Origin of the sequence: Christiangramia fulva (assembly GCF_003024155.1) — a bacterium.
In the GTDB taxonomy this organism is placed as follows: domain Bacteria; phylum Bacteroidota; class Bacteroidia; order Flavobacteriales; family Flavobacteriaceae; genus Christiangramia; species Christiangramia fulva.
The window spans coordinates 2,841,521-2,868,079 of record NZ_CP028136.1 but is presented as its reverse complement, the minus strand read 5'-3'; the positions used below and the strand labels follow the sequence as shown (position 1 = coordinate 2,868,079).

The window sequence follows — 26,559 nt, the reverse complement described above, 5'->3', positions numbered from 1 at the left end:
TCAAAAAAAGTTTGGCTGAAAGATTCAGAAAAGAAGAAAAAGAGAATTTATTGCTGCTAAAATTGAAAGATTTTAACGGCCTTTTCAGCAACACTGGCCAATCAGTTCGTGCTCACTCGAATGAGGCGCAACTTATTACAACACCGGTTATCGCAAATAGCGGGTATTTCGATAAAATTCGATATTTTAGAGACCAATTAGAAAACGTTAAACTGACAAGTTCGCCTCCCTACTCCGCGCCACTTGCGTTAACCAAAACCGTTGGCAGCAATTATTTTTGTGTGTAGAATAAAGAACAAAAGGATTCAAAAAGAATAATTATAACTGAACTATGGAAAAATTTTTCTCTAAAACACGAATATTTTGGAAAATATCAAGATTCATATTTATTTTCTTATTTGGATATGCTTTATTAATAATCAATAAAGAATCAGATTTCGATTGGAAAAATGTTCTACTAACCATACTAATATCTATCGATTTAATCTTCCTATTAATAATCGGAATTTCTGATATTCTTAAAAAGAAATATCTAGAGGGAATAAAAATTTATACCGGAATTTTTTCAATTTTATATGCAGTTGGAATTTTTTATCTATTATTTCAAGAGTTGCTAAACTCAACTTTCGCTATGATATTAATTACTTTTTTAGTCGGTTTATGGTTAATTCTTTTTGGAGTACGCAAAATACTTTTCCTTAAAAAAGTAAGAAGTGTAAATGCTAACTTATAACAGCTGCCAACAACGGTTATCGCAAATGCCGGGTTTTAGAAAAAAGAACTAAATTAGTTTCCATAACAAACAAAATCGGTAAGCCGACAAATCCGCATCCATAACTCCGCGCCACTTGTCGTTAACCGGGACCGTTGGGTGCAAGCTTCAAACAAAATTATGAGTAAACAAGACACATTATTAAGAGAAATTGAAGATAAAAAAACAGAATTCAAAACTGATAGTTATCCAATGTCAATTGGTGAACTGATAAATCTTCACAAGAACGAAGAACTACTTATTAACCCGGATTTTCAAAGATATTTTCGTTGGAGTAACACACAAAAAACAAAACTTATTGAATCAATTTTGCTTGGTATTCCAATTCCATCAATCTTTGTTTTTCAACGGGAAGATGGAATATGGGAGGTCGTTGACGGATTGCAAAGGATATCAACACTCTTACAATTTATGAGTGAATTACCCGAAGTAGAAGATGTTCCTAAGAAAGGTAAACTAGTGTTAGAAGGAACTAAGTATTTGCCTCACTTGGAGGGTATGGTATGGGAAAAAGAAAATGATGAGGAAATTGAATTACCAAATCCTTTAAAGCTACAGATTAAACGTTCTAAATTGAATCTTTCCATAATACTCAGTGATTCTGGTCCAAATGCAAAATTTGATGTTTTTCAGAGATTGAACACTGGAGGATCTTTTGCCTCTGACCAAGAAGTTCGAAATAGTGTAATGATTATGATAAATAAGGAAACCTTTACCTGGTTTAAAAATTTATCAAATAACGAAGATTTTAAAAATACTATTTCCTTAAGCGAAAGATTATTCGATGAACAATATCCGATGGAGCTTGTACTTAGATTCATCGCTTTATCAGAATACAACTATACCACCAAGAAAGAATTAAGTGATTTCTTTGACGAAATTGTAGAACAAATATTGCGTGAGCCAAACTTTGAATACCAAAGATTAGAAGAGAAATTCAATCAAGTATTTAGTATAATAAACAATATTTTGGGAGAGGATGCTTTCAAAAGATATGACGGCAATAAATTCAAAGGAAAATTTTTAGAATCAGCATTTGAAGCAGTAACTATTGGTCTAGCATATAATATGGATGAATACAATTTTCCAGCAGACAATAATTTATTCAAGGAAAAAGTTGAAAGATTACATAGTGATGAAACTTTCCAAAGATATACTGGGTCAGGTTCGAATGCTCGCACTAGAATTCCAAAAATAATACCATTTACTAAAGATTATTTTCAAAAGTAATGGGTAAAAGTGTCTTGACATTTGATCAACTAACTGATAAAATTATTGCAGATTTTTCTTGGAGAAGAAAAGAGCTTACTTTACTGAAAAACAAAATTCCCGAGAGTAAAAACTCCCTACAAAATGCAATGATAAGAGCCACAATGCCTCTCTTATACGCACATTGGGAAGGTTTTGTCAAAATAAGTTTATCATACTATTTAGAATTTGTGGCAAATAAAGGTTTGAAGCACAAAGAACTAAAAAACCAGTTCGTAGCTCTATCTCTTCAAAAGAAATTAGGAAACTTGAAAGAGAATAGCATCGAAAGCAAAACACAAATAATAGATTTTATTTTTGACAGGGTTGATAAGCAATCCAACATTCCAACCAAAAATATTATCAATACTAAATCAAATTTGAAATATGATGTGTTAGAAGAAATTCTTTTCATAATGGATTTAAAAGATGCTCATTTTGAGAGTCAGAGAGATTTAGTAAATGATTTAGTTGACGAAAGAAATCATATCGCTCACGGAGAGCATAAATTAGTTGATTACCCAACATTTATAGAGTTCTTTGATGATATTATTGCTTTAATGGAACATTTAAAAAAGCAGATAGAAAATAGTGCAATTTTAGAATCTTTTAAAAAGCCAGCACCCAACAACGGCTCATCGCAAATAACGGGTTTAGTCGAAAAAGTGTAATTTTTATAAATCAGGCAAGATACCGATTAAACCGACAACTCCGCGTCCCAACTCCCGCAACTTGCGATAGCCGAGACCGTTGTGCATTATTTATTTGAATGTTTCTATGTCAGAAGAAAACAATAAAGATCAGGATCAAGTAAATTATTATTTAAATCAAATTAAAAAATATGGTTTAGGTAGCTACGAACTCGCAAAAGATGGAGAAAACGGATATGCGGAATCCGCAGAAACTTATGCCTGGTGGTTATTTCCTTCATTAATAAATTTCCATAGAATCATAAGAGATGAAGTGAATCTCAAACAAGCTATAAATATGTCAATAGTGATTCATTCTGCTCTAATTATTGAAGGATTTATTTATGAAGCAATAAAACAAGAAGCTGGTCTTGTAATGGATGATTCAGATTTAGATGGTAGAATTTATAACTTCTTCGACAAAAAACTCGATAAATCATCTTGGACGGATTTAAATGACTTTTTCAAACTTGTATTTAATGTGAGTTTAAAAAGTTTAACGGATTCAGATAATTGGAAATGTATCGTAATGCTTTTCTACTTTAGAAATATGTTAACTCATAGTAAGCCAATAAAATTCTCTGTAAAAGAAGAAGATGGTAAATTAAAAATGAGACACTTTGGGAACTATGAATTAATATATAACTACTTATTGGAGAAGAAACTGATTGAAAAAGTAAATTTTATTCAGTCTATGACAACAGAATTAATCAATTCAGAAATAGCAGACTTCTTCTGGGAAAATTGTCAAACATTTTTAGAAAATATCATTGAGAACAGTGAAAACATTAAAATGCTTCCAGTGTATGATAGTTACCATAATGCATTCGAGGAATAAACAATGCACAACATCGGTTAACGGCCAATACGCGGTATTCCAACAAAATCGATAACTTAGAACCCCAAACAACAAAATAATAAGCCGACAACTCCGCGTGCTATATTCCGCACACTGGCGTTAACCGTAACCGTTATAAGCCATTTTTATCAAAAAATATGCAACAAAAAATAAACCTTATTAAATCCATTGAAAGCGGATTATCCAGATTTAATAATCAACTAAACTTTTCAAAAAAGGTTGATTCTGATGCTGAAATAATAATTCTACATGAAGATTTAATTAAACATTATGAACTGTTAAAAAATTTACTCGAAAACGGTGATTTTTCAATAAATCACATCAACCAGTTTCAAAATGAGTTAAATACTATTTTACAGTACATACCGGTTCGTAGTGAAAATTATGAGTTCAACGATGTAGAAAAAGTTGCTTTAAACCGTCAAATCGAAACCGCTGCTAAAAATATTCAATCTCAATTTGAACTAATAAAATTCAATTTTGCCTTCTTTGAAACTTTAGGTTTTTTAAAAGAGAATATTGTTGCAATCGGTGCTAATGGAAGTGGAAAGACAACGTTATCAAATGAACTAAAAAAATATTTACCCAACAATGGTGTTGTTATTTCTGCTCAAAAAGTGTTGATCATTCCGACTTTTAGTGGAATTTCTAACTTTGTTCAAACAAATCAAAAATTAAAAAATACTCAGGTTGCTGATAAATCTCTCAGAACAACTTTTTCCACTGCTAATGATGGAAATGCATATAGTATACTAAAACAAATTGGAGGGGAATTCCAAATACTTCTAGATAACTTATTGGCGGAAAGAAGCGCTATTAGAAACAAGTTTTGTGATAATTTAAATGACGGAGGAAATAATACGACTGTTCCTGTAACTAAATTGGATAAAACCCTATTTATATGGAACTCGTTAATAGAACATCGAGAGATTAGTTGTAGTGATGGTATTAATATTACCTTATCTTCTCATGGTGTAAACTCATATCCTGCACATCAAATGAGTGATGGTGAAAAAGTAGCTCTTTACCATATAGCTCAAGTTCTTCAAGCGCCAGAATCTGGTTTTATAGTCGTAGACGAGCCTGAAATGTACCTACATAAAACCATTCTGAACAAACTATGGGATATTTTAGAGAAAGAGAGACAAGATTGCATTTTTGTTTATTTAACTCACGACCTTGATTTTGCAACACGAAGAACTACTGCTAAGAAAGTTTGGATAAAATCATTTAAACATCCTAACAGATGGGAAATTGAAAATATACCGTCTAATGCCTTACCAGAATCTCTTTTATTAGAATTATTAGGGAGCAGAAAAAATATACTATTCTGTGAAGGACAAAAAGGTAGTATTGATGAAAAAATTTATAATACATTATTTCCAAACTTTACAATTACTCCAGTTGAGAGCTGCTTCTCAGTTATAAACTACACAAAAGCGTTTAATAAAATTCAAAGTAGAACAGTCAAAGCCTACGGTATAATTGATTCGGATCATCATAGTTCCGATAGACTAGACAAACTTAAAGAGAAGGGTGTGTTTTCAATATCAGTTTCGGAAATTGAAAATCTCTTTTTTGAAAAGGAATTTTTAAAATTTTTAGCTAATCAAATATTGAAAGATGAGTCCGATGTTCAAAGAATTCAACAGGAAATAATAAAACAGTTTCAAAAAGATTTAGAACTTCAAATTTCAAATTATCTATCTACAAAGATTAACTATTACTATAAAGATTCAGACATGTCCAAGGGTAATACACTTGATGATGTAAGAGAAAACTATAATAAATTTTTAAGTGAGATTAAGATTCCAGAATGGTACAAACAAAGAAAGTTGGAGATGGAAGATTTAATCCAGCAAGAAAACTATGAAAAGATTATTTCAGTATATAATAACAAGGGATTAAAAAAAATAGCTAATAAAAACTTTAATATCTCGGACTTTATTGAAAGATCTATTAAAGCTATCCAATTTAATCCATCAGTTCACCAAATTCTATTGAAGAAATTCCCTGAGGAACTAGTGCAAAAAAACGGCTTATAACATCGGTTCACCGCAAATAACGGGTGTCTTCGAAAAAGTGTAATTTTAGAATTCAAGAAAGAAAAGAGGTAATCCGACAAATCCGCGTCCTTAATCCCGCAACTTGCGGTAACCGGGACCGTTACCAAGAATTGCGCCGACTGGAAATCAGAAAGATTAAGCTGGAGCAGAAAGTCCTCATTTTCCTGTCAGGCGAAATTCGATAAATCTGGAAGCTCTTTGGTAAACTGAATGTTCGGAAAAAAGTTCAACTGAAAAATCCTGCTGAAATAGAATTTTCAAAAAAGCCTTTAAAAACAGAGATTTTCAAGATTTAGAAAAATGGATTAAAAACCTCCAATTTCGACCCGTACTGAACAACAAAATTCCATTGAAAAGAGAGTTCAAAAAAAGGCTGGCTGAAAGATCCAGGAAAGAAAATATTCTGATTTTTAATCCGAACTGAAATTGTTGATTTTGAGCTGCCCTTTCCGCAACGCCGGCCAATCATTTCGTGTGCACTCGAACGTGGCGCAACTCTAGGTAACACTGGTTATCGCAAATAGCGGGTATTTCAATAAAATTCGATATTTTAGAGACCAATTAGAAAACGTTAAACTGACAAGTTCGCGTCCCTACTCCCGCACTTGCGTTAACCAAAACCGTTGTGCGCAATATGCCAGAAAACGAAGAAATAATAAAGAAATTATATCAGATTTGGTTGCATAGCAAGCAAAAGATAACTGAATTCAATATTGTCTTTTCAGATGATAAAGAAATAGAAAACTTACGTGAAGAAAATCTTCCTGATTTTTTCGATAATTTAAATGAGCTCTATTGGAATTACTTTTTTATTACAGTAGCTAAATTATTAGATAGCCATACACAAGGAAGAAACACAAATTTGACAATTTTTACTCTGCCTGAGATTCTTAAAAAAGAAAAGATTGAAGATTGGAAAAAAGTTCAAAACCAAGCAGAAAATTTAAAAGTAAAACATCAAGATATAATAGATCATAGAAGAAAAAATTTAGCTCATTTTGATTTTGACCATACTATCCAAAAGAAAAAACTATCAGGATCTACTCATATTGATGAAATAGATGATTTCTTTAACGAGATGCTGGAAATTATAAATACAACTAGGAAAAAACTTTCTTTAGAACCTTATAGTGGCGGATTTATGGTTCACGGTCGATTTAAAGGCTCTCGCGAGTTATTAAGAATTTTAAAAAGTCAATAAAAATAAAGCATACAGCGCACAACAACGCATATCGCAAATGGCGGGTTTTAAAGAAAAGAACTAAATTAGTTTCCATAACAAACAAAAACGGTAAGCCGACAAATCCGCTTTCATAACTCCGCGCCACTTGTCGTTATGCGAGACCGTTGTGTGCAATACTCATGAAAATATCTATAAACATAATTCTAATATTCATTTCAACTTTGAGCTTTTCCCAAAGGAATTTGGAACAAAATATTTTCAAAAAAGTCATTGATCATGAAATTGAAAAAGGAACAACAAGGATTTATATTGAATGCGAAAAATCTAAAACCGCTTTTGATTTAAAGGATTTCAAAGAAAATGTTCAACTAGAAATACCTGAAAATATTTTAAAGGAAATTGAACAAAATGGAGCAACAAGTAAGAATGAAAATTGGAATTCGAAATTTATAAGCAAATTAAATTATCCTCCTGATATATTAAAAAGCAAGAAGTGTTTGACTAAAAAGAACGTTGAATTATTATTTCAAAAAACAAATAAAAGACAAAATGTAATCTCAATTAGTAAACCCATTTTTGATGATAATTATGAAAACTGTATTGTTTCTGTAACCTTTTGGAAATTTACTGGAAGTGCTTATGGATATAAATGCTTTCTAACGAAGATTTATGGGATTTGGACAGTAGTAGTTGAATATGCACAATGGATGACTTAAAGTACTGCACACAACATCGCATATTCGCAATTGCGGCCATTCAGCTAAAAGAAAGATTATACAAACCAGGAATTATAAAACTAAATCGGACAAATCCGTATCTTCACTACCGCAACTGACGAATATACGGGACCGTTAGCCCCAATTATGAGAAAAATTTTTCTGCTAGTTATAGTATTACTACTCGGATGCAAGAATACAGAAAATGAGTTGCATAGTAAATTCCCGGATTATGAATTAAAAAAAATAAATTTCTTAGAAAAAGAATTTTATATTCCCGGTAATTACTTTGATGCCTCTAAGGATTCAATTTTTCAACAAAGATTAGCTACTACCGATACAATTGATAAACTATCATTAAACCACAGAAAATATTTACAATTGATAAATTCAGGTGTTCAATTTGAATATTTCGTAGATAAAGACAATCCTCAGAATTCCATAATTTTTATACTTGGTCAACATATCAGTTTAAATGAAAAGACTATGTATAAATATATAGATATGCTTAAAATGACTTCATTTAAAGATGATAAAGAAGACAGCACGGAGTATAAATTATTGGAAAAAGAATTCTATAAACCGATTTATGCAGATATTATTAAGGTGAAGTTTAAAAGAATAAAGAAAGGAAAAGAACTTTATTTGACACAATATTTAGTTACACAAGGATTAAAAACAATCACTATGATTGTAATGAATACAGAAAACAAAGATTTTGATCAGATTATAAAGAACTTTAAATCATAACTGTGGCTAACAACGGTTATCACAAATTGCAGGGTGCATTAGAAAGAAATTAATTAACTTGATCAACAAACCAGATCTAAAATGACAAGTACGTATCCCTACTCCTGCAACTTGTGTTAACCGGGACCGTTACCTGCAAGCGAATTAAAAATCGAGAAAAGAAGAAAACCGAATGATTAAGAATTACAAGCTATTAATTTTAATATTGACATTAGTTATTTCGGGCTGTAACAGAAACCAAAAATCTAAGAAACAAATATCGGAGAAAGCCAATTCTTCAATTGAAATTAAGGTAGACGATCGAATAGAACTATTCCGATTAGCTTATAATTTGGCAATAATGGATAGTATATCGCCGGATTTAAGACCTTGTAAAGACAAATTCTACTCCGAAAACTATTTACCTTATAAAAAATATTCCAATCATCCTTTTGTTCAAAAAATTGCCAAAGGAGATTTATGGAATGGAGATTTGCCAGTTTTAGCTTTAGCATTGAACAAGAATTTAAAACCAAAATCGAATTTAGATAAATCTCAATTAGAAAATCAATTTGGTTGGTATGGAAAAAATATTGATTCAGTTTCCAGGCTAATTTCAAATTTTAAAGAAACTATTAATTTTAGAAACGAATATGATATAAACTTCATCCCACTAAAAGATTCTATAAAGACTAATAAAATAACTCAGAAGCTGAATAACTTTTTTAGGGTTGAGAAACAACCAAATTTGATTATATATTTTGATCCTTTAAACAATATCACAAGCAGGTCAATTACATTTTTACCAGAAAATGATTCAATAAGAAAATACCTATTAGCTAATATTTGTGAAAAATCAGATTCGATAGATCTAAACAAATCTCTAACTCCAAAATGGAATAAAACAAATAGAAGAATTACTTTTCACGAGAACAGTCATTTGTATACTGAGGATTTATTTCACAGATATTACACTGATGAATTCGACGAAAAACTAAAAAGTGACAAGTTCAAAAATGAAAGAACAAATATTGATGAAATAATTGTTCGTGGAATTACTGCTAAAATAATTGCATTAAACTATGGTAAGAAAATAGGAGATTTTGAGTATGACCGACTTTGGCCAAAATCAAAGATAGTTTTCAAAGAACTTGACAATTATGTCAAAAACAAGAATATGACCTTTGAAGAAATTTATAAGGTAATAATTACCAAACTAGAAGAAAGCTATAGTTAAATCGCCAGCAGGTAACAACGCATATCGCAAATGGCGGGTTTAATAGAAAAGAACTAATTTAGTTTCCATAACAATCAAAACCGGTAAGCCGACAAATCCGCATCCAAAACTCCGCGCCACTTGTCGTTATGCGAAGCCGTTGCCTGCAATAATTATTGACGATCCGAAATTCTAACAAATGCATCTGACCCACATAAAATATAAGCCTACTAAGAAATATGAAAAGAAAATAGATATTCAAGAAGTTTCCAAGGATATTGAAAGCCCAACAGGAAGTAAAGAAATTCAAAAGCAATATTCAAAAACTGATAAGTTATCCGATGAATTAGGATTTGATATGTTTTTAGAATTTGACAACTCAGTTGTATTTGGATTTGATTTTTTACATAAAGGAAAAAAACTAATTCAATTAGAATTAAACCCTACCTCGATTTTCTATTCAAATGCTGTTATGTTTCATAGAAACTTAATTTTTAAAAGAGAAAATCTTTTTAAAAAATCGCCAACTTTCAGAAATTTAAGGAAAGAAATAGATGAAAAAGATTTTGCATTCTTTTTTCAGTTTGCAGCTAATTGTATAATTAATTTACAATCTGCCATAGAAAGCTTTGCGAATCGCCAAATCCCAGAAGATCACCCATTTTTAGATAAAAATGGAGATAAGTTTGAACCATCTGTTTTCCATAAGATAGATAAGGCTCTACCTGAAATAAAAGGAAAAAAATTCAAGAGTAAATTTAAAAGGGATAATTTAATAATTCGATTATTAATTGAACTCAGGAATGAAATTATTCACTTAAAACCTATTGAAGAAAACACAAACACTCAATATAAATCAACCTATAGAAAGCTCATAAAATTTGACTATACAAGAGCAATTTTAGCGGTAAAAAAAATGATCAATTTTTATGAGCCTGAGTTAATTGAAGAATGTCCTTGTGGAAAAGAATATTTCTATGATTTAGAGATCAGAGACAAAGAATAGAAATTAATTACAGCAGGCAACAACGCATATCGCAAATGGCGGGTTTTAGAAAAAAGAACTAAATTAGTTTCCATAATAAACTAAATTGGTAAGCCGACAAATCCGCATCCATAATTCCGCGCCACTTGTCGTTATGCGAGACCGTTGTAGGTAATAAGCCTACTTACGTTTGTTCTAATATTTCAATCTTGGTAATATGCCTAAACATATCATTCAAGTCTGTTAATTTCAATACTTCAACCACCTGGGAATGGTCTACCCAAGTTCCGTCAAGTAGTGGGTGTCCTGCATCTACCCATTGTTTGTAATGTACTAATGCTGTTATCATATTTTTTAAGTTTTATTTTTCAAATCCGTAGGCTTACATACCTACAACATTGCATATAATTCAGGCGGGTTTTTGTGTTTGCGTTTAGTCTTGGATTTTACAAAGCTTTTCTCCACTTCGGACACCTCCGTGCCTTTATTCCCGCCCGAAATCATATGCTTTGACGTTACCAAGAATTGCGCCAACCGGAATACAGAAAGATCAAGTTGGAGCAAAAAGTTTTAATTTTCCTGTCAGGCGAAATTCGATAAATCTGGAAGCGCTTTGGTAAACTGAATGTTCGGAAAAAAAGTTCAACTGAAAAATCCTGCTGAAATAGAATTTTCAAAAAAGCCTTTAAAAACAGAGATTTTCAAGATTTAGAAAAATGGATTAAAAACCTCCAATTTCGACCCTTACTGAACAACAAAATTCCATTGAAAAGAGAGTTCAAAAAAAGGCTGGCTGAAAAATCCAGGAAAGAAAATATTCTGATTTTTAATCCGAACTGAAATTGTTGATTTTGAGCTGCCCTTTCCGCAACGCCGGCCAATCATTTCGTGTGTACTCGAACGTGGCGCAACTCTAGGTAACACTGGTTATCGCAAATAGCGGGTATTTCAATAAAATTCGATATTTTAGAGACCAATTAGAAAACGTTAAACTGACAAGTTCGCGTCCCTACTCCCGCACTTGCGTTAACCAAAACCGTTGTAAACAATTCAGAAAGTTATGAGAAAAGAACAAATTTTAATTCTGATTTTAATTGGAATAATTTACTCTTGTGAAACAAACCTTAATCAAAATTCAGCTGAATATATACCGAAAGAGAAATGGAATAATCTTAATGACTTAAATGGTGAGTGGATAGAACTTGAAAGAGATAAAGAAGGTTATTTTTTATATGATCCCTGTGATGGACAAACTCCCGAGATAATAATCGATAATAAATCTATTCTTTTAAAACATCAAATCGATGAACCGACGAAATTTGAAATTTCTGAATACAATGTTACAAATGATAGTATTTTAATAAAAAGTCAAAATGAAAATTTAAAAGCGGAATTCATTTTTAAACTTATTAAACAAAAAAAGAATTTAATTTTATTTAAATGGAATTTCCCTAAATATAAAAATCAGGGAAAAAGAGTTATTACAAGATTGAAACTAGCAAAGAAATTAAGAGTAGTTAAAAATCCTTGCGATATTGAAAAAGTTCCTGAACAAGAATTTTTACCTGTAGAATTCAACTAGAACTGTTTACAACAGCGGTTCATCTCAAATTACGGGTTTTGCCGAAAAAGTGTAATTTTAGAAACCAGGAAAGAAAATAAATAATCCGACAAGTTCGCGTCCCTACTCCCGTAACTTGCGATAACCGCAAACCGTTGTAGGTAATTTTTAATCAAAATTTGAGCTTCTATGTATTATAATAAAAATCTTGTTCAGAATATTAATGATTGGTATATCAGAGTTCAAAATTCAACCTTAGATAATTTTCAATTTGATTTGAAATTTCTACTTAAAAACATTGAAGATAATGCTACAATAAAGGGTATTATAACTGAAGCTGAAAAAAAATATTTTCTAAATGAACAAGAACTAAAAAAACTAGATGACGATCTACAATTCCAGTTTTATGAAATTGGAACCGAGAGTTTAGAACATAGAGCTTCGATATGTTATCAGGTAACAAAATATCTAGCCAAAAAATATAATTTTAATATTCACCGACTAACCCATTTTTATTTTGGGAACTATCATGAAAATCAAAAAAGAATTTGTTCCGATCTAATTCTTCCATTTTTACAATTCATAGCAGATTCATTAGAAAATCATAATTCTATAGTATATCTATTGGAAAAATATAAGAAGCGAACAGAATGGTTTACCGCTGAAAAATTATTAAATCAATATACCTCTCAAAACAAGAATTATGAGGATTCACTAGAAGACGATTTGAGAATGTTTCTATTCGATCAGGGAATAGATTATCCGTTTTCAACTCCTAAGTCAAAATCGGGTAGAGCAGATATTGTAGGCAACATAAACACTTCAGATCCATTAATTATTGAAATTAAAATCTTTGATCGGCAAAAAAAATACGGAAAACATAGAATTAGCGAAGGTTTTACTCAAATTAGACAGTACACAGAAAATTATAACAAAACACAAGGATTTCTTGTAATATTTAATTTTGACAAAGCACAAATTAATTTGGATTTAAACGGTAATAAGGGTTTCTATCCTCCAATGTTAACTATCAACCATAAAAATTATTATTTCATAGTAATCGATGTAGCTGAAAGGAAATCAGCAAGTAAAATTGGGAAATCCGATATGATTTCGGTTACTCAAGAAGATTTGATCCAATAAAAACTACCTACAACATCGCATATTCGCAATTGCGGCCATTGAACTAAAACAAAATTCGTAGAAACCAAGAATTTAAAAAACTAAATCGGACAAATCCATATCTTCACAACCACAACTGACGAATATACGTATCCGTTGTGCATTATTTATTTGAATGTTTCTATGTCAGAAGAAAACAATAAAGATCAGGATCAAGTAAATTATTATTTAAATCAAATTAAAAAATATGGTTTAGGTAGCTACGAACTCGCAAAAGATGGAGAAAACGGATATGCGGAATTGTAAGCTTCCCCTAATTAGAACTGCTTGATGTTATAAAATTATTGTTTTTAGTTTTATTTGTAGTTTCTAATAGCGTATTAATTTTTGCATATTCTATTGGTGCCATTTTTCCTAATGCATCATGAGGCCTTTGATTGTTGTAATCATCCATCCAGACTTGGGTTTGTTCCCGTACCTGATCAAGATCATCAAAAATATATTTATTTAAAACTCCTCTTGGCTATTTCGGTTCGAATTGTGCCAGTCATTTCGGTCGGTTAGTGCCAGGTATTTCGGTTTGATTTGTGCCACTTCCGGTGTGGATTAAATCTGTAACGGTTCAAATTGTGCCACCCGTTTCGGTTCGTTTTGTGCCACTTTGAAAGATCAAGTAACTCCTATCTTGTCGCAAAATGTGAGAAGATATGGCCAATACACTTGATCCTATGGACCTGAAACAAATTATTACTTTACATCTTGACGGGTATAGCAACCGTAAAATAGGGATTACTCTTGGCATCTCCCGCAATACGGTGAACTCCTACATGAAGCTCTTCAAGGCATGTGACTACAGCTATGAAGAGCTCCTGCGCTTTGATGATCCCGCTCTGAAAGAACTCTTTCCCTCTCATTCCACCATCGACAACCAGCGTTACGATGAGCTGATGGTATATTTTGAGGGGGTCAATAAGGCCCGGAATCATCCTGGGTTTACCTTTCTCCATCACTATCAGGAGTATGCCCAAAGGGCCAGAGAACCCTATAGCTACACCCAATTCATGGAGCATTACCGCAGGAAGTACTCCAAGATCAAAGGATCTATGAAACTGGAGCACGAGGCCGGGAAAGAGATGTTCATCGACTTTACAGGCAAAAAGCTTCATGTGGTTAACAAGGAAACCGGAGAGTTAGTACCAATGGAGGTCTTTGTAGCTATATTGCCTAATAGCCAGTATACCTATGTGGAGGCTTGTGAGAGTCAGAAACGAGAAGATCTTATCTCCTGCTGCGCCAATGCTCTTCGCTTTTACGGTGGAGTTCCCCAGGCTATCGTCTCGGATAATTTAAAATCTGCAGTAACAAGAGCCAGTAAATACGAACCAGAAATAAACCGCAGCTTTAAAGACTTTGCAAGGCATTACAACTGTGTCATCAATCCTACCCGTAGTTATGCACCTCAGGATAAGGCCCTGGTGGAAAATGCTGTACACCTGGTTTACCAGCGGATCTACTATCCGATGCGTGAGATGACCTTCTTCTCCCTGGAAGAACTAAACCGAGAGATAAAGCGCTTGCTTGTGAACTACAACACGCTTTTGTTCCAGCGAAAGGAAGCCAGCCGCAGAGAACTTTTTCAATCCGTGGAACGGGAGTATCTAAAGCCTCTGCCGTCACAGCCATACGAAATGAAGGACTACAAAAGAGCCAAAGTCCAGAAGATGGGATACGTGTACTTCTCTCCGGATAAAAGTTACTACAGTGTTCCTTACCGCTATATCGGAAAAAGAACCTTGATCCATTACACAAGAACTACAGTAGAGGTGTATTACAATCATCAGCGGATAGCCCTTCACAAGCGGAATCCGGCAAAAGGCACCTACATTACCAATAAAGAACATCTGAGCAGCACCCATAAAGGATATACTGACTGGAGCCCGGAGTTCTTCGAAAACAAAGCTGCTCCTCATGGAGCTCATGTGCTGAGTTGTGTAAAAAAAATACTGGCAGCTACCGAATATCCGGAAATAGGATATAAGCGCGCTATGGGGCTGATCCAGCTCCACAAAGCTTATGGATCTAAAAGATTAGACAGCGCCTGTAAGAGGGCTCTGGCAGCAGATACATCATCCTATAAGCGGATCAAGAACATCCTGGAGAATAACATGGACAAAAACTCCCTGTTCCATCAGGACCTGGAAGAAAATCAAACCCATATCCCGGTACACCAGAATATAAGAGGCGCCTCAGCCTATCAGTAAAGAATCTTTAAATCAATATCATGAACAACAATCAGACTATCGAAAAATTAAAACAAATGCGCCTGGGTGCTATGGCCTCCCTGCACCTTCAGCACATCAAGGATAACCGCCTGGAGTCTCTCACTGCCGATGAATACCTGGCTCTCTTGACAGATCATGAGTGGGATCATCGTCAGAACAGAAAGATCGACCGGCTGCTGAGCCAGGCTAACTTCAGGCAAAAAGCAAACCTTACAGATGTGAATTACACCCAAAACCGAAACCTGGATAAGAACATGTTTACCCGTCTTGGAACCCTTGACTTTATGAACCGAAAGGAAAACATTATCCTTACCGGCGCTTCTGGAGTAGGGAAAAGTTACCTGGCTCAGGCTTTAGGTCATGAAGCTTGTATAATGGGGCACAGAACTATTTACTCCAACACTGCACGTCTGTTCAAAAAGCTTAAGCTCAGCAAAATGGATGGTACTTACCTTAAGGAGCTGAAAAAACTCCTCAAGGCAGATCTTCTTATTCTTGATGATTTTGGTCTGCAGGCCTTTGATAATCACGCCAGGGAAACTCTCATGGATATCATTGATGATCGATACAATAAAAGTTCAACCATCCTCTCATCCCAAATCCCCGTCTCCGCCTGGTACGACATTATTGGAGAAGGCACTATTGCAGATGCTATTTTAGACCGGATCGTCAACTCCTCACACCGCATAGATCTCAAAGGTGAGTCGTTGAGGAAAGGTGTTTTAAAAAACGAGTAGATTAAATTTTTATATAATTGCAGTATCTTTTAAAGTGGCACTGTTTGAACCGAAATAGGTGGCACGGTCACTCCGAAATAGCCACCTCTTCTATAAGTTCCATTGAATCGTTCAATAAAAGCATTCTGTGTAGGTTTTCCTGGCTGGATATACTGGAAATCAATTCCATGCATTTGACTCCATTCTGAAGCTATTTTAGCAATAAATTCAGGACCATTATCCATTCTTATCTTCTGAGGTTTGGTTCTTCGGTTAATTAAATGGTTTAACACCCAAATTACTCTATTACTAGGCAAGGAAAAATCAACTTCTATATGAAGTGCTTCCCGGTTGTAATCATCAATAATGGTAAAGGCTCTAAACCTTCTTTTATTATCCAGGACATCTGTTACAAAATCCATGCTCCAGGTATGATTGAGCATCTCTGGCACTTCTAGGGGTTCTTTTACTCTTGCTGGTAGTCTTTTTTTTACTTTACGCCTTAGGCTTAAACCAAGGTTCTTATATACACGATACACTCTTTTATGATTCCATGGCTTCCCTTCTTTACGCAATCGATCATAGGCCATCCAGAAGCCTTCCTCACTATATTTCTCTGCCTTTTCCTGTAAGGCTTCTTCTATAGGCTTATCATCTTTAGGCAGCGGAATATAATAAAACACACTCTTGCTCATCTTTAAAACACGGCACGCCCTGCTTATACCGTAATGAGCAAGTTCTTTAGCTATAGTTCTCTTACGGCAAGGCTTTAGAGCTTTTTTTCGATGATCTCTTTGGCCATCTCATGATCCAGAGAAAGGGTAGCATACATTTGCTTGAGCCGTCGGTTCTCTTCTTCGAGTTCCTTTAGGCGCTTTAGTTCTTTACCGTTCATACCACTATAACGCTCACGCCACTTGTAAAAAGCAGCTGTGCTGATTCCGTATTCACGGCTGATCTCAGCAGCGGTTTTACCGTTATCGAATTCTTTGAGAATCTTAGAGATCTTTTGAGGGGAAAATTTACTTTTTTTCATACTGTTTAAAATTAAGAATTATTCTACTTTTAAACAGTTCGGTTTTAAGGGAAGCTTACAGAATCCGCAGAAACTTATGCCTGGTGGTTATTTCCTTCATTAATAAATTTCCATAGAATCATAAGAGATGAAGTGAATCTCAAACAAGCTATAAATATGTCAATAGTGATTCATTCTGCTCTAATTATTGAAGGATTTATTTATGAAGCAATAAAACAAGAAGCTGGTCTTGTAATGGATGATTCAGATTTAGATGGTAGAATTTATAACTTCTTCGACAAAAAACTCGATAAATCATCTTGGACGGATTTAAATGACTTTTTCAAACTTGTATTTAATGTGAGTTTAAAAAGTTTAACGGATTCAGATAATTGGAAATGTATCGTAATGCTTTTCTACTTTAGAAATATGTTAACTCATAGTAAGCCAATAAAATTCTCTGTAAAAGAAGAAGATGGTAAATTAAAAATGAGACACTTTGGGAACTATGAATTAATATATAACTACTTATTGGAGAAGAAACTGATTGAAAAAGTAAATTTTATTCAGTCTATGACAACAGAATTAATCAATTCAGAAATAGCAGACTTCTTCTGGGAAAATTGTCAAACATTTTTAGAAAATATCATTGAGAACAGTGAAAACATTAAAATGCTTCCAGTGTATGATAGTTACCATAATGCATTCGAGGAATAAACAATGCACAACATCGGTTAACGGCCAATACGCGGTATTCCAACAAAATCGATAACTTAGAACCCCAAACAACAAAATAATAAGCCGACAACTCCGCGTGCTATATTCCGCACACTGGCGTTAACCGTAACCGTTGGCCACAATAAATCATTTGAGATGTTCACTTTCAAAGAAATAGATCAAAGAATAAAAAATTATGAAGAAGAATTAAAATGGGGATTTAATACTTTAAAAAATTATGACGATGAGTATTTAAAACCAGTTTTGCTCGAAAATGGTTATGATAAAATCAAGATAGAATTTTATTGTTTTGTAACATCTAGTTACATTGATTTATTATGCACATATCGGAACTTGAAACGATCAAAAACAAATTGGGAAAGAACATATAATATTAAGTTTGCATATCTGATTGTATATGAAACAATTAATACATACTATAAATATAAAGGTGAAGTTTTCAAATTAATTAAAAAAGAAGATCGAGAAAGATACAGAGGATTTTTCGATATGCTTAATAGAGAGCTTGCGGAATTTAAAGAAGATTATCAGTATGATAAATTAATGCCTAGAATTAGAAACGAATTTTCTGCTCATTATGACAAAAGCTTCATAGAGTACTATTCTAAATATGAACTTTTGGAGAATAAAGAATCCACAGAAATAATAAGAGATTTTCTATATTTTATAAATCCTTTACATTACTTCACTTTTAGTTGGTTAAAAGGTGAAATTGATGATTTCCTTTTCATTAATAGTTGGATGACGTGATTTAAAGTGGCCAACAACGTGTAACGCAAATGGCGGGTTTCCCAGAAAAGAACTAAATTAGTTTCCATAACAAACAAAACAGTAAGCCGACAAATCCGCGTCCCCTACTCCGCACCACTTGTCGTTACACGAGACCGTTGTGCGGCATATTTTACCAGGATTTCGTAATATTACATATGGATGAAATCGAAAAATATGTCAAAGGAATAATTGAGCAGAGGAATCATCAATCAATTGCTGATTTTGAAGGATATTCTCCGGTAGAAATGCAAGTTATTCTTTATGATCCCTTTTGCTCTGATAGCCCTATTCAAATTAGAAAAATGTCGGAGAAAGATTATGATCAAATTCCGTTATTAAATCAAATTAAGTTCCTTTATCAAATTATAAAAGATGAGGGAGAACTTCAATTGACAAAAAAAGGCTTTCTATCGACAAAAACAGTTCAAAAATTATATAATGAAGGATATCTCAAAGATGATTTTATTGAATTAGGTATTTCTAAACTTTACAAAGAGGAAAATGTAAACGTACTTACACTTACAAGGATAATAATAGAACTTTCTCAACTGGTTAAGAAAAGAAATAATAAACTCAGCAGAACCCAAAAAGGAGAAGAAATTATAAAAAGTGATCATTTACTTTTTAAACATATTTTGGAGATTTTCACATTAAAATTTAACTGGGCATATTTTGACTTATATGAAAATGAAGAAATTGGACAACTGGGATTTGGATTCAGTTTCGTTTTACTAAACAAATATGGTAAAGCTAAAAAATCACCAAACTTTTATGCCCAGAAATATTTAAAAGCTTTTGATTTTAATAAAGATCAAAACGATGGTTTTCCAGACAATCCGGAAAATGCATATACTGTAAGAACTTTTGAACGGTTTTTAGAATATTTTGGCTTTGTAGAATTAGAAGGAGACGGCTTCAAAAAACCAAAAATGGTTAAAAAAACTGCTCTATTTGATAAGGCAATAAAAATACGACCGCACAACAGCGCATATCGCAAATGACGGGTTTTCCAGAAAAGAACTAACTTAGTTTCCATAACAAAACAAAGCGTTAAGCCGACAAATCCGCATTCATAACTCCGCGCCACTTGTCGTTATGCGCAAACCGTTACCAAGAATTGCGCCGACTGGAAATCAGAAAGATTAAGCTGGAGCAGAAAGTTTTAATTTTCCTGTCAGGTGAAATTCGATAAATCTGAAAGCTCTTTGGTAAACTGAATGTTCGGAAAAAACTCCAACTGAAAAATTCTACTGAAATTGAATGATTTAAAAAGTCTTCTAAAACAAAGATTCCGGATCTGATAAAAGATCAAAAAAAACTCGAATTTCGATCCAATTGAACAAGGAGATTTCGTCAAAAAGAAAATCTGAAAAGGTCTGCCAGAAAGATCCAGGAAAGAAAATATTCTGATTTTTAATCCGAACTGAAATTGTTGATTTTGAACTGCCCTTTCCGCAACACTGGCAAATCTCTCGTGAATATCACAACGTGGCGCAACTTTATGTAACACCGGTTATCGCAAATAGCGGGTATCTCGATAAAATTCGATATTTTAGAGACCAATTAGAAAACGTTAAACTGACAAGTTCGCCTCCCTACTCCCGCACTTGCGTTAACCAAAACCGTTACCAAGAATTGCGCCGACTGGAAATCAGAAAGATTAAGCTGGAGCAGAAAGTTTTAATTTTCCTGTCAGGCGAAATTCGATAAATCTGAAAGCTCTTTGGTAAACTGAATGTTCGGAAAAAAGTTCAACTGAAAAACCCTGCTGAAATAGAATTTTCAAAAAAGCCTTTAAAAACAGGGATTTTCAAGATTTAGAAAAATGGATTAAAAACCTCCAATTTCGCCCCTTACTGAACAACAAAATTCCATTGAAAAGAGAGTTCAAAAAAAGGCTGGCTGAAAGATCCAGGAAAGAAAATATTCTGATTTTTAATCCGAACTGAAATTGTAGATTTTGAGCTGCCCTTTCCGCAACGCCGGCCAATCATTTCGTGTGCACTCGAACGTGGCGCAACTCTAGGTAACACTGGTTATCGCAAATAGCGGGTATTTCAATAAAATTCGATATTTTAGAGACCAATTAGAAAACGTTAAACTGACAAGTTCGCCTCCCTACTCCCGCACTTGCGTTAACCAAAACCGTTGTGATGCAATTTTTTTCATAAAGTTTTCTATTCAAAAGTTCTAAAATAGAGAACTTTAATTATCTTTGTTCTAGATTTACTAGAATGAAAAGAATAGTTTCAAAAAAGACATTAAGAGAATTCTGGGAAAAGCATTCTGATTCAGAACAGTATTTAAAAACCTGGTACGAAACAGCTAAAACTTCCGATTGGAATTCTCCGAATGATATTAAGAAAACTTATATAAATGCCAGCATTTTAAAAGATAGCAGAGTCGTTTTCAACATTAAAGGAAACTCATATAGATTAATCGTAAAATTTAATTACGACAGACAATGGGCGTTTATAAGATTTGTTGGAACACACGCAGAATATGATAAAATAGATGCTGACACAATTTAAAAACGAGAGTTATGAATATAAAACCTTTAAAAAACGAACAAGATTACGAGAAAGCTTTAGAAAGGCTTGAGGTAATATTTGATGCTCCAGCTAACTCACCAGAAGGAGACGAAGCAGAAATTCTTTCAATGCTAATTGATAACTACGAAAATGAATATTATCCAATTGAAGCTCCAGATCCGATTGAAGCAATAAAGATCAGGATGGAAGAAATGAATCTTAAACAAAAAGATTTAGTTGGAGTAATTGGTGGAAAAAGTAGAGTTTCAGAAATCCTGAATAAAAAGAAAAGATTAACTGTAGATATGATTAGAGAATTGGAAAGAATTCTACATATTTCTGCTTCTGTATTGGTAACTAATTACCAGTTATCGAAGTAAAAAAAACAGCACACAACACCGTGTAACGCAAATGGCGGGTATTTGGCTAAAATTCGATAATTTAGAGACCAATTAGAAACAACTAAGCCGACAAATCCACTCCCTACTCCGCGCCACTTGTCGTTACACAAGACCGTTGGCAACAAGCCGATTTCAACTCCAACAAGAATAATTTCACTCAAAAAGAAATTGATTATATTAGCTTTATGAAAATTAAAGATAGCATACAGGCTAAATTGGTTGATTTCACCTCATTATGTAAATTATATAATGTGAAAAATCTTTATGCTTTTGGTTCTTCTACAACAGACCAATTTGATGAAAATTCCAGCGATATAGATTTACTGATCGAAATAGAAGAAAATGATCCTTTAGAAAGAGGAGAAAAACTTCTAGCTATCTGGGACAAATTTGAAGAGTTCTTCCAAAGTAAAGTTGATTTGTTGACACAGTCTTCGCTTAGGAATCCAATCTTGAAAAAAAATATTGACGCTACTAAAATTTTGATTTATGACGGAGAAAGGCAAGAAGTATCTATCTGATATACTTATAGCAATCGACTTAATTGAAAATTTTATAGCAGACACTCCTGATTTTAATCTATATCAAAACGACTTAAAAACCCAAAGTGCGGTCGAAAGACAATTAGCAATAATTGGAGAAGCTCTAAATAAATTGAAACAAATAGAATCGAATTTATCAATCCAAAATGATAAACAGATTATTGGATTTAGAAATCGACTAGTTCACGCCTATGACAGTATTGATAATGCAATTGTTTGGGTGATTGTAAAAAGACATTTGTTAGAATTTAAAAAAGAGATTCAGATTTTATCGAATGATTGAGAAGGGCCAGTTGCCAACACCGGTTATCGCAAATAGCGGGTATTTCAATAAAATTCGATATTTTAGAGTCCAATTAGAAAACGTTAAACTGACAAGTTCGCCTCCCTACTCCCGCACTTGCGTTAACCAAAACCGTTGTGCGTTATACAAATTTGAACAAATAAGAATGATAATACCTGAAATAATTGCTCAAGCAGCAGAGAAAACTGCAAATAGTGAATGGTATTTCAATTTGGGAAATACAATTTTAGGTGCTGGAATAGGGTCAGGCGTTACAGTTTGGGCTCTCTATAGAACATTTAAACACGATAAGAAAAAAGAAGAAGAAAAAAGGATCCAATTTCAACAGGAAAAAATTAAATATCTTCAATCATTATTAAGGATTATACTTCAAAATTTAAAGATTCAGATTGAAAATTATAAAACCTTCGCTTTAGCTATAGAATCTGACCTGTTTAATCTTCCACTGTTAAGCGAGGTTACACTTAATGAATTAAAACGAATAGTTCATCAAATTGATCAAGAGGATTATTATCACTCATATTTAGGAGAATTTGGACACTCTAAAGAAATAGTAGATGAATTTAGAAATATAATTTCTCTACTAAATTATTATGATGGTAATATTCAAAATTATAAAACAAGTTTAGAAAAATCTTTCTCATTTGACTATGATAGAAAAATTGAGCTAAAGACTATTGTTGAAAACGCTATGGATAGAACTGCAGGACATTTGATAGAAAGTGAACTGCAAAATGAAAAGGAATTTCTAGAATTTATGAACAATTTAATGATTGAATTTCATAATAAAGCAACAAGTTCATCTGATCTAAAATTTTACTTTGAAAATTATGTGGAAAAAATGAAAAAAGGTCTAATTCACTTTATGAGAGATATTCCACAAGCACATCTTTTGATGATTGAAATGAAAAAAGCAACTTACATATACAACGATATTCAATTACAGAATAAAAATGTTTCGAATGATTTTATGGGACTTTATTCAGAAATGATGGATTATTACCCAAAACTTGAAAAAAATACTGAAAGAATAATGCAATATAACTAGAAGTACAACGCACAACATCGGTTATAGCAAATAGCGGGTTTTGCCGAAAAAGTGTAATTTAGAAAACCAAGAAACAAAAGGTTAAGCCGACAAATCCGCGTCCCTATTCCCGCTACTTGTCCATAACCGTAACCGTTACAAAAAATTGCGCCGACCGGAAAAAAAGAAAGATTAAGCTGGAGCAGAAAGTCCTCATTTTCCTGTCAGGCGAAATTCGATAAATCTTAATGCTCTTTGATAAAATTAATGTTCGGAAAAAAGTTCAACTGAAAAATCCTGCTGAAATAGAATTTTCAAAAAAAGCCTTTAAAAACAGAGATTTTCAAGATTTAGAAAAAATGGATTAAAAATCCTCCAATTTCTACCTTTACTGAACAACAAAATTCCGCTCAAAAGAACGTTCTTAAAAAAGTTCAATTGAAAGATCCAGGAAAGAAAATATTCTGATTTTTAATCCGAACTGAAATTGTTGATTTTGAACTGCCCTTTCCGCAACGCCGGCCAATCATTTCGTGTGCACTCGAACGTGGCGCAACTCTAGGTAACACTGGTTATCGCAAATAGCGGGTATTTCAATAAAATTCGATATTTTAGAGACCAATTAGAAAACGTTAAACTGACAAGTTCGCCTCCCTACTCCCGCACTTGCGTTAACCAAAACCGTTACAAACAAGAGCTCCTGAACGATTTTTAGAATTTTCAATAATAATTTCGGTAACTGAAAACTTAGAATTTCAAAGCTTAAAATTGACAAATTTTCCAGTAAAGAAGATAAAGATTTTGAGATCCTGGAAAGAATAAATATCCGAATCCTACAGATTAAAATCTGGAAAAAATAAAAGGCTTAAAAAGACAATTTTCAACAAAGAATTAAAAGGATTTAAAAAAGTATGAAAATTGAATTTCAGCAGAAAGTTTTTCAAAATCGCTCCTAATGAAATTTTGAACTGCTAAAGCTGATTTTTAAAACAAGATTTGAACAAAGAACAAACGGACTTCACTCAGTCGCAATAATTGGAAAAAAGAACGAAGATTTTTTTCCTATTCGGGTCTGTAAATTAAACTCTGTCTGATCTTTCAATTTCTCTTTTACTAATTCCAGAGGCACTGATATTTATGGTCAATGGTATCCTATTACCAAATTTAATATAAAATTGCTGAATGGTAAGACTCCAATTATGGAGAGGAGCTGTCCATTTCTTTTCGATATTCCTGGTAGCCAGATAAACCAGCTTTAGAAGGGACATATCATTAGTGAAGGCTCCCTTGGTCTTTGTAACCTTACGAATCTGGCGATGGAAGCCCTCAACGGCATTAGTGGTATAAATGATCTTTCTGATAGGCTCAGTGAACTGAAAATACTGTGAGAGTTCTTCCCAGTTGCGTTGCCAGCTCTCAATTACTACGGGATACTTCTGTCCCCATTTTTCTTCCAGGCCCAGCAGTTCATCTTCAGCTACTTCTTTATTTACAGCGCGATAGACCTTTTTAAGGTCCTTCATAAATTCCTTCTGGTCTTTAGAAGCGATATATTTAAGAGAGTTTCTTATTTGATGAACGATACAAAGTTGTACCTGCGTCTTTGGAAACACACTGAGAATAGCATTGGTAAAACCTTTGAGATTATCAGTACAGGCAATCAAGATGTCTTCCAGCCCACGGTTTTGTAAATCTGTCAACACCTGAAGCCAGAAGTTGGCACCTTCGCTCTCAGAAATATACATTCCCAGAACTTCTTTATATCCCTCTTTGTTGATGCCTAGAATGTTGTAGAGGGCCTTGTGTTCTATCTTTCCATCTACCTTCACTTTGTAATGCATGGCATCGAGCCATACAATGCAATAAAGGGAATCCAGGGGACGGCTCTGCCATGCTTTTACATCAGGAATGATCCTGTCAGTAATCTGGCTTAAAACCGTATGGGAGATGTCTGTGTCATACATTTCCTTAATGTGAGAAGAGATGTCACGATAGCTCATTCCAAGGCCGTAGAGGCCTATTATCTTCTCAGAGAGATTATCTGCTAAAATAGTCTGGCGTTTCTTTACCAGATCGGGTTCAAAACTGCTTTGACGATCCTGCGGGGTATCAATTTCAAAGGATCCATAGCCACTCTTTATCCTCTTTTTTCCTTTGCCATTGCGCTTATTGCCATTAGAGCGCTCTTGTTCATTAAGATGTGAATCCATTTCTGCTTCAAGAGCTTTTTCAATAAAACTCTTAAGCATAGGCGCAAAAGCACCGCCCTTACCGAAAAGACTCTTGCCCGACATAAACTGCTCCAGGGCCTTCTTCTCTAATTGTTGTTGTTCTTCTGTTGTCATAAGTCTGTCTGAATAAAATTAATTTAAAATTTCCTTCAGACAGAGTTTATTTTACACCCTCTCCTATTCAAAATTGTAAACTGAGCCCAGAACGCTCGTGATCACTCACACGTGTCGCTCCAGTTTGTAACAACGATTAACGCAAATGCCGGGTTTTGTAAAAAAGAACTAAATTAGTTTCCATAACAATCCAAAACGTTAAACCGACAAATCCGCTTTTATGATTCCGCGGCACTTGTCGTTAACCGAGACCGTTGTGCAAAATTTAAGAAGAAAAAATTGATTACAATAGGCAAGCTAATTATTCCCGAAAATGATGTTCTGAATTACCAAGAGGTTGAAAATTATTTTAATAATAATCAAAATATTCTTCAGGTCTCTAAAAATAAAGAAATTGATTTTTCAATTATTTCAAAACTCATAAATGATTCATTCCCTAAACCAAATATATATGGTATTTTCATAAAAGATTCCGAAGAAGTTGAATGGACTTTAAAATATATCGGTCAAAGAAAATCAAAGTATATAAAAGATAGATTGAGACAGCATCTGATTAAAAAACATAAAAGAACAGGAGCACAATTCGATAGAGTGAAAATTGAGTTGAAAGCTGGAAAAGAAATTGGGATAAAACTTTACTCTATAAAACCAGATGAATTGAGACAATTTTATGAACAAAAATTGCTGAATAATTTAGATTGTTTATGGAATTGCCAAAGATGAATACTAACAAATAAAAAT

27 protein-coding genes and 2 pseudogenes are annotated in these 26,559 nt (G+C 33.4%); 25 read left to right on the top strand and 4 right to left on the bottom strand.

Features of this window, described 5'->3' with window-relative positions; translation table 11 throughout:
• The first annotated feature begins 11 nt into the window (after positions 1 to 11).
• From C7S20_RS12745 to C7S20_RS12695, 11 genes are all read left to right on the top strand, one after another.
• Positions 12 to 287: a hypothetical protein gene (locus C7S20_RS12745; protein ID WP_107012825.1), complete on the top strand. Its 276-nt coding sequence runs from the start codon at positions 12 to 14 to the stop codon at positions 285 to 287.
• Positions 288 to 331: 44 nt separating this feature from the next.
• Positions 332 to 733, top strand: a complete 402-nt coding sequence (locus C7S20_RS12740; RefSeq protein WP_107012824.1) for a hypothetical protein — start codon at positions 332 to 334, stop codon at positions 731 to 733.
• Positions 734 to 892: 159 nt separating this feature from the next.
• Positions 893 to 2,002, top strand: coding sequence for a DUF262 domain-containing protein (locus tag C7S20_RS12735; RefSeq protein ID WP_107014231.1), 1,110 nt, complete (start codon positions 893 to 895; stop codon positions 2,000 to 2,002).
• A complete protein-coding gene (locus C7S20_RS12730) occupies positions 2,002 to 2,691 on the top strand; it encodes an MAE_28990/MAE_18760 family HEPN-like nuclease (protein ID WP_107012823.1) in 690 nt (229 codons plus the stop codon). Before C7S20_RS12735 ends, C7S20_RS12730 begins: the two co-directional genes overlap by 1 nt.
• 106 nt (positions 2,692 to 2,797) lie before the next feature.
• A complete protein-coding gene (locus C7S20_RS12725) occupies positions 2,798 to 3,547 on the top strand; it encodes a hypothetical protein (RefSeq protein WP_107012822.1) in 750 nt (249 codons plus the stop codon).
• Positions 3,548 to 3,705: 158 nt separating this feature from the next.
• Positions 3,706 to 5,613 carry an AAA family ATPase gene (locus tag C7S20_RS12720; protein WP_107012821.1) on the top strand — a complete coding sequence of 636 codons (1,908 nt, stop codon included), beginning with the start codon at positions 3,706 to 3,708 and terminating at the stop codon, positions 5,611 to 5,613.
• A gap of 655 nt (positions 5,614 to 6,268) precedes the next feature.
• A complete protein-coding gene (locus C7S20_RS12715) occupies positions 6,269 to 6,835 on the top strand; it encodes an AbiU2 domain-containing protein (protein WP_107012820.1) in 567 nt (188 codons plus the stop codon).
• Between the two features lie 161 nt (positions 6,836 to 6,996).
• On the top strand, positions 6,997 to 7,533 hold the full coding sequence (locus C7S20_RS12710; protein WP_159039930.1) for a hypothetical protein: 537 nt from the start codon (positions 6,997 to 6,999) through the stop codon (positions 7,531 to 7,533).
• A gap of 147 nt (positions 7,534 to 7,680) precedes the next feature.
• Positions 7,681 to 8,283, top strand: coding sequence for a hypothetical protein (locus tag C7S20_RS12705; RefSeq protein WP_107012818.1), 603 nt, complete (start codon positions 7,681 to 7,683; stop codon positions 8,281 to 8,283).
• A gap of 172 nt (positions 8,284 to 8,455) precedes the next feature.
• The gene (locus C7S20_RS12700; protein WP_159039929.1) at positions 8,456 to 9,499 is read left to right on the top strand and encodes a hypothetical protein; all 1,044 of its coding nucleotides are present in this window, start codon (positions 8,456 to 8,458) and stop codon (positions 9,497 to 9,499) included.
• A gap of 178 nt (positions 9,500 to 9,677) precedes the next feature.
• Positions 9,678 to 10,484 carry a hypothetical protein gene (locus tag C7S20_RS12695; protein ID WP_107012816.1) on the top strand — a complete coding sequence of 269 codons (807 nt, stop codon included), beginning with the start codon at positions 9,678 to 9,680 and terminating at the stop codon, positions 10,482 to 10,484.
• Between the two features lie 163 nt (positions 10,485 to 10,647).
• On the opposite strand, the gene C7S20_RS19560 is transcribed toward C7S20_RS12695, so the two are convergent.
• Positions 10,648 to 10,812, bottom strand: coding sequence for a hypothetical protein (locus C7S20_RS19560; protein ID WP_159039928.1), 165 nt, complete (start codon positions 10,810 to 10,812; stop codon positions 10,648 to 10,650).
• 711 nt (positions 10,813 to 11,523) lie between these two features.
• Between C7S20_RS19560 and C7S20_RS12685 the strand changes: the two genes are divergently transcribed.
• The 3 genes from C7S20_RS12685 to C7S20_RS19885 all read left to right on the top strand — a co-directional run bounded on the left by C7S20_RS12685 (position 11,524) and on the right by C7S20_RS19885 (position 13,452).
• Positions 11,524 to 12,045 (top strand): hypothetical protein, encoded by a 522-nt coding sequence (locus C7S20_RS12685; protein ID WP_107012814.1) that lies wholly within the window; start codon positions 11,524 to 11,526, stop codon positions 12,043 to 12,045.
• 168 nt (positions 12,046 to 12,213) lie between these two features.
• Complete coding sequence (locus C7S20_RS12680; RefSeq protein WP_107012813.1) at positions 12,214 to 13,167, top strand: hypothetical protein; 954 nt, start codon at positions 12,214 to 12,216, stop codon at positions 13,165 to 13,167.
• A gap of 162 nt (positions 13,168 to 13,329) precedes the next feature.
• Positions 13,330 to 13,452 (top strand): hypothetical protein, encoded by a 123-nt coding sequence (locus C7S20_RS19885; RefSeq protein WP_257791334.1) that lies wholly within the window; start codon positions 13,330 to 13,332, stop codon positions 13,450 to 13,452.
• 7 nt (positions 13,453 to 13,459) lie between these two features.
• Here the strand turns inward: C7S20_RS19885 and C7S20_RS12675 are convergent.
• A pseudogene (locus C7S20_RS12675) lies at positions 13,460 to 13,666 on the bottom strand (integrase core domain-containing protein); the annotation flags it as partial.
• A 187-nt stretch (positions 13,667 to 13,853) separates the two neighbouring features.
• Between C7S20_RS12675 and istA the strand changes: the two are divergent.
• Complete coding sequence (istA, locus tag C7S20_RS12670) at positions 13,854 to 15,407, top strand: IS21 family transposase (RefSeq protein ID WP_107012811.1); 1,554 nt, start codon at positions 13,854 to 13,856, stop codon at positions 15,405 to 15,407.
• A gap of 20 nt (positions 15,408 to 15,427) precedes the next feature.
• Positions 15,428 to 16,165 (top strand): IS21-like element helper ATPase IstB, encoded by a 738-nt coding sequence (gene istB, locus C7S20_RS12665; protein WP_107012810.1) that lies wholly within the window; start codon positions 15,428 to 15,430, stop codon positions 16,163 to 16,165.
• Between the two features lie 83 nt (positions 16,166 to 16,248).
• On the opposite strand, the pseudogene C7S20_RS12660 reads toward istB, so the two are convergent.
• Positions 16,249 to 17,180 (bottom strand): annotated as a pseudogene (locus C7S20_RS12660) (IS3 family transposase); the annotation flags it as partial.
• 156 nt (positions 17,181 to 17,336) lie between these two features.
• Between C7S20_RS12660 and C7S20_RS12655 the strand changes: the two are divergent.
• The 8 genes from C7S20_RS12655 (at position 17,337) to C7S20_RS12615 (ending at position 23,494) form a co-directional block, all read left to right on the top strand.
• Positions 17,337 to 17,876: a hypothetical protein gene (locus C7S20_RS12655; protein WP_159039927.1), complete on the top strand. Its 540-nt coding sequence runs from the start codon at positions 17,337 to 17,339 to the stop codon at positions 17,874 to 17,876.
• Positions 17,877 to 18,032: 156 nt separating this feature from the next.
• On the top strand, positions 18,033 to 18,647 hold the full coding sequence (locus C7S20_RS12650) for a hypothetical protein (protein WP_107012808.1): 615 nt from the start codon (positions 18,033 to 18,035) through the stop codon (positions 18,645 to 18,647).
• Positions 18,648 to 18,823: 176 nt separating this feature from the next.
• On the top strand, positions 18,824 to 19,669 hold the full coding sequence (locus C7S20_RS12645; RefSeq protein ID WP_107012807.1) for a hypothetical protein: 846 nt from the start codon (positions 18,824 to 18,826) through the stop codon (positions 19,667 to 19,669).
• Positions 19,670 to 20,902: 1,233 nt separating this feature from the next.
• Positions 20,903 to 21,199, top strand: a complete 297-nt coding sequence (locus tag C7S20_RS12635; RefSeq protein ID WP_107012805.1) for a type II toxin-antitoxin system HigB family toxin — start codon at positions 20,903 to 20,905, stop codon at positions 21,197 to 21,199.
• 11 nt (positions 21,200 to 21,210) lie between these two features.
• Positions 21,211 to 21,579: a helix-turn-helix domain-containing protein gene (locus C7S20_RS12630; RefSeq protein WP_107012804.1), complete on the top strand. Its 369-nt coding sequence runs from the start codon at positions 21,211 to 21,213 to the stop codon at positions 21,577 to 21,579.
• A 206-nt stretch (positions 21,580 to 21,785) separates the two neighbouring features.
• On the top strand, positions 21,786 to 22,121 hold the full coding sequence (locus C7S20_RS12625; RefSeq protein WP_107012803.1) for a nucleotidyltransferase family protein: 336 nt from the start codon (positions 21,786 to 21,788) through the stop codon (positions 22,119 to 22,121).
• Positions 22,090 to 22,425 carry a HepT-like ribonuclease domain-containing protein gene (locus C7S20_RS12620; protein WP_107012802.1) on the top strand — a complete coding sequence of 112 codons (336 nt, stop codon included), beginning with the start codon at positions 22,090 to 22,092 and terminating at the stop codon, positions 22,423 to 22,425. Before C7S20_RS12625 ends, C7S20_RS12620 begins: the two co-directional genes overlap by 32 nt.
• On the top strand, positions 22,418 to 23,494 hold the full coding sequence (locus tag C7S20_RS12615) for a hypothetical protein (RefSeq protein WP_107012801.1): 1,077 nt from the start codon (positions 22,418 to 22,420) through the stop codon (positions 23,492 to 23,494). The genes C7S20_RS12620 and C7S20_RS12615 overlap by 8 nt, the downstream gene beginning before the upstream one ends.
• A 1,058-nt stretch (positions 23,495 to 24,552) precedes the next feature.
• On the opposite strand, the gene C7S20_RS12610 is transcribed toward C7S20_RS12615, so the two are convergent.
• On the bottom strand, positions 24,553 to 25,818 hold the full coding sequence (locus C7S20_RS12610; RefSeq protein ID WP_107010720.1) for an IS256 family transposase: 1,266 nt from the start codon (positions 25,816 to 25,818) through the stop codon (positions 24,553 to 24,555).
• Positions 25,819 to 26,097: 279 nt separating this feature from the next.
• On the opposite strand from C7S20_RS12610, the gene C7S20_RS12605 reads away from it, so the two are divergent.
• Complete coding sequence (locus tag C7S20_RS12605) at positions 26,098 to 26,541, top strand: hypothetical protein (protein WP_107012800.1); 444 nt, start codon at positions 26,098 to 26,100, stop codon at positions 26,539 to 26,541.
• Positions 26,542 to 26,559: the final 18 nt, after the last annotated feature.

Bases quoted from the DNA above. Each gene is read 5' to 3' on its own strand.
- C7S20_RS12740 (WP_107012824.1), top strand. From the start codon at position 332: ATGGAAAAATTTTTCTCTAAAACACGAATATTTTGGAAAATATCAAGA.
- C7S20_RS12735 (WP_107014231.1), top strand. From the start codon at position 893: ATGAGTAAACAAGACACATTATTAAGAGAAATTGAAGATAAAAAAACA.
- C7S20_RS12730 (WP_107012823.1), top strand. From the start codon at position 2,002: ATGGGTAAAAGTGTCTTGACATTTGATCAACTAACTGATAAAATTATT.
- C7S20_RS12725 (WP_107012822.1), top strand. From the start codon at position 2,798: ATGTCAGAAGAAAACAATAAAGATCAGGATCAAGTAAATTATTATTTA.
- C7S20_RS12720 (WP_107012821.1), top strand. From the start codon at position 3,706: ATGCAACAAAAAATAAACCTTATTAAATCCATTGAAAGCGGATTATCC.
- C7S20_RS12715 (WP_107012820.1), top strand. From the start codon at position 6,269: ATGCCAGAAAACGAAGAAATAATAAAGAAATTATATCAGATTTGGTTG.
- C7S20_RS12710 (WP_159039930.1), top strand. From the start codon at position 6,997: ATGAAAATATCTATAAACATAATTCTAATATTCATTTCAACTTTGAGC.
- C7S20_RS12705 (WP_107012818.1), top strand. From the start codon at position 7,681: ATGAGAAAAATTTTTCTGCTAGTTATAGTATTACTACTCGGATGCAAG.
- C7S20_RS12700 (WP_159039929.1), top strand. From the start codon at position 8,456: ATGATTAAGAATTACAAGCTATTAATTTTAATATTGACATTAGTTATT.
- C7S20_RS12695 (WP_107012816.1), top strand. From the start codon at position 9,678: ATGCATCTGACCCACATAAAATATAAGCCTACTAAGAAATATGAAAAG.
- C7S20_RS19560 (WP_159039928.1), bottom strand. From the start codon at position 10,812: ATGATAACAGCATTAGTACATTACAAACAATGGGTAGATGCAGGACAC.
- C7S20_RS12685 (WP_107012814.1), top strand. From the start codon at position 11,524: ATGAGAAAAGAACAAATTTTAATTCTGATTTTAATTGGAATAATTTAC.
- C7S20_RS12680 (WP_107012813.1), top strand. From the start codon at position 12,214: ATGTATTATAATAAAAATCTTGTTCAGAATATTAATGATTGGTATATC.
- C7S20_RS19885 (WP_257791334.1), top strand. From the start codon at position 13,330: ATGTCAGAAGAAAACAATAAAGATCAGGATCAAGTAAATTATTATTTA.
- istA (WP_107012811.1), top strand. From the start codon at position 13,854: ATGGCCAATACACTTGATCCTATGGACCTGAAACAAATTATTACTTTA.
- istB (WP_107012810.1), top strand. From the start codon at position 15,428: ATGAACAACAATCAGACTATCGAAAAATTAAAACAAATGCGCCTGGGT.
- C7S20_RS12655 (WP_159039927.1), top strand. From the start codon at position 17,337: ATGTCAATAGTGATTCATTCTGCTCTAATTATTGAAGGATTTATTTAT.
- C7S20_RS12650 (WP_107012808.1), top strand. From the start codon at position 18,033: ATGTTCACTTTCAAAGAAATAGATCAAAGAATAAAAAATTATGAAGAA.
- C7S20_RS12645 (WP_107012807.1), top strand. From the start codon at position 18,824: ATGGATGAAATCGAAAAATATGTCAAAGGAATAATTGAGCAGAGGAAT.
- C7S20_RS12635 (WP_107012805.1), top strand. From the start codon at position 20,903: ATGAAAAGAATAGTTTCAAAAAAGACATTAAGAGAATTCTGGGAAAAG.
- C7S20_RS12630 (WP_107012804.1), top strand. From the start codon at position 21,211: ATGAATATAAAACCTTTAAAAAACGAACAAGATTACGAGAAAGCTTTA.
- C7S20_RS12625 (WP_107012803.1), top strand. From the start codon at position 21,786: ATGAAAATTAAAGATAGCATACAGGCTAAATTGGTTGATTTCACCTCA.
- C7S20_RS12620 (WP_107012802.1), top strand. From the start codon at position 22,090: ATGACGGAGAAAGGCAAGAAGTATCTATCTGATATACTTATAGCAATC.
- C7S20_RS12615 (WP_107012801.1), top strand. From the start codon at position 22,418: ATGATTGAGAAGGGCCAGTTGCCAACACCGGTTATCGCAAATAGCGGG.
- C7S20_RS12610 (WP_107010720.1), bottom strand. From the start codon at position 25,818: ATGACAACAGAAGAACAACAACAATTAGAGAAGAAGGCCCTGGAGCAG.